This is a genomic window from Steroidobacter sp., from assembly GCF_016790065.1.
In the GTDB taxonomy this organism is placed as follows: Bacteria; Pseudomonadota; Gammaproteobacteria; order Steroidobacterales; family Steroidobacteraceae; genus Steroidobacter.
Genome location: NZ_JAEUPY010000021.1, coordinates 1 through 2,039 on the forward strand (window position 1 = coordinate 1; position 2,039 = coordinate 2,039).

Sequence of the window (2,039 nt, forward strand, 5' to 3'; positions counted from 1 at the left end):
ATGGTGCAAGTCTGGTATCCAGCAGCGCCATCGAAGCAGGCGCGCCTCGCGCCATACGCAATCAGTCCTCAGCTCTACGGAAAGGACCATTGGGTCCACGAACGAGCTCACGTTCAAACCCGCTCTGCACTCGATGCGCCGCTGGCAAAAGCCCCGCAGCGTTTCCCAGTGCTGATCTATAACCACGGCGGCCTGCATCCCCATTTCAGCGCCACCTTCCAAACCGAATTCCTAGCCAGCCACGGCTACGTGGTCGTCTCCATCGGTCATCCGGGAGCGAACGAAATCGAACGCTTCCCCGACGGCACCACGTATAAGAACGACGGCAAGCAATGGATGGTGCAACCCGCAAACGCCCGGCAGCTGCCGCTACGAGAACGTTGGGAAGACAGCTGGATCAAATCGGACATCAGTCTGTTCGTGCAGGACGTGAGCTTCGTGCTCGATCGATTGACCCAGCTGAACACCACGCCAAAGCATCGTTTCCAGAGTCGACTCGATCTGGAGAAGGTCGGTGCGTTGGGCTGGTCGCTAGGCGGTCTCATCTCTCTGCAAGCCTCCCGCGATGAGCCTCGCATCAAGGCCGCGGCAAACTTGGATGGCTGGCCATTCGGCTTGTTGGGTCCAAAAGGAGTGGTGACCCTCGGTAGCGAAAAGCCCCTGCTACTGATGTTCGCAGACAGCCCCGATTGGGGTCAGGTGCCAGCCAACTTCACGGGCAATGTTGATGCAGGAGAAGTAGAGGCGGGCTCGCTGGCCGCCACTCACTACTGGACCATGCTCCGCCGAACCACCGCCGACTGGTATCGCGTAACCATCGCACGAACCATCCACGACCACTTTTCCGACAATCTATTGTTCCAGCCGGAAGATGCGCAGCTCATGCCGCCGCGAGTCGCTCACGAAATCATCAACGGCTATGCGCTGGCATTCTTCGACAGGTACGTAAAAGGCAGCAACGACACTGCGCCGCTGCTCTCAGGCGAACGCAGCTTTCCAGAAGCGCGACTGTTGCGAGGAAAGTAGTTCTCAGTGCCCCGGGGCGTGAGCGTCCCGGGGCCGAATGACGATCTGCTCGTCGCTCATTTCCACAGTCAACTTGCCATCTCGTCCCAGCATGCGAGCGAACGCTTGCGGATCATCGGCATCGAACACACCGCTGAAGCAACACACTTGCTCGGCAGCCCCTTCGATCTGCAGCCGAGGCGAGCGGTTGTAGCGATTGAATTCCTCGGCGATGTTCTTGAGCGGATCCAATCGAAACATGACTCGGCGTTTTTGCCAGGCCACGGATCTCGGCAGGTCCGGTTGCAGATTCTTTGCTAGCGGAGCATCGCGAGGGATATCGGCTTGTTCGCCCACTGCCAGGAAGGTGGCCGCGGTGCCGGCCGGCGTGGATGGCCGATCGGTCGAAACTTCCACCTTGCCTTCGAGCACGGTCACACGAACATTGTCAGGCTTCCTATAGACATTGAACTGCGTGCCGACCGCTCGCACCGTCGTCGGTCCTGCATGCACGAAGAACGGCCGCGTCGGATCGTGATCGACATCGAACAGCGCTTCACCAGTGATGAGTCGAACGTCTCGCGACTCGGCCGATAGCCGGATCTGTATCTTCGAGCGCGTGTTGAGATGCACGATGCTGCCATCGTCGAGCTCGACGACGCGTTGTTCGCCCACAGCCGTGGCCACAGTTTCCCAACCGCCACTCGCTAACGGAGATAACCATAACCCGACCGCCACCGCAGCGACGCTGGCAGCCGCGAGACCTGCAGCGAGCCAACTTCGTCTTGTTTTCTTATTGGCTTCGCGGCCAGCGGTCAACTCGATCACGCTGGTGTCCGGCTGAGCCAGCAGCTCGTCGACCGAATGGCGACGCTGCGGATCGATGTCACGCAACGTCTGATCGAGCGCTTCCATCAACAGATATTCGTTGGCGTTACGGTCGTTCTTCTTGAGCCAACGCGCGAACGCCAGCCGGTCCAACAGACTCGGCTTGCGCATCGTGTCCACCCAATCCGAAGCCTGCTCCGACAGCA

The 2,039-nt window shown here is 59.7% G+C and carries 2 protein-coding genes; one reads left to right on the plus strand and one right to left on the minus strand.

Going from position 1 to position 2,039, the window contains the following annotated elements; all coding sequences use genetic code 11:
- The coding region (locus JNL55_RS00715) for an alpha/beta hydrolase family protein (protein WP_293848250.1) at window positions 1-1,026 on the plus strand (1,026 nt) is incomplete at its 5' end.
- A 3-nt stretch (window positions 1,027-1,029) separates the two neighbouring features.
- Here JNL55_RS00715 and JNL55_RS00720 read toward each other — a convergent pair.
- The coding region (locus JNL55_RS00720) for a FecR family protein (protein ID WP_293848252.1) at window positions 1,030-2,039 on the minus strand (1,010 nt) is incomplete at its 5' end.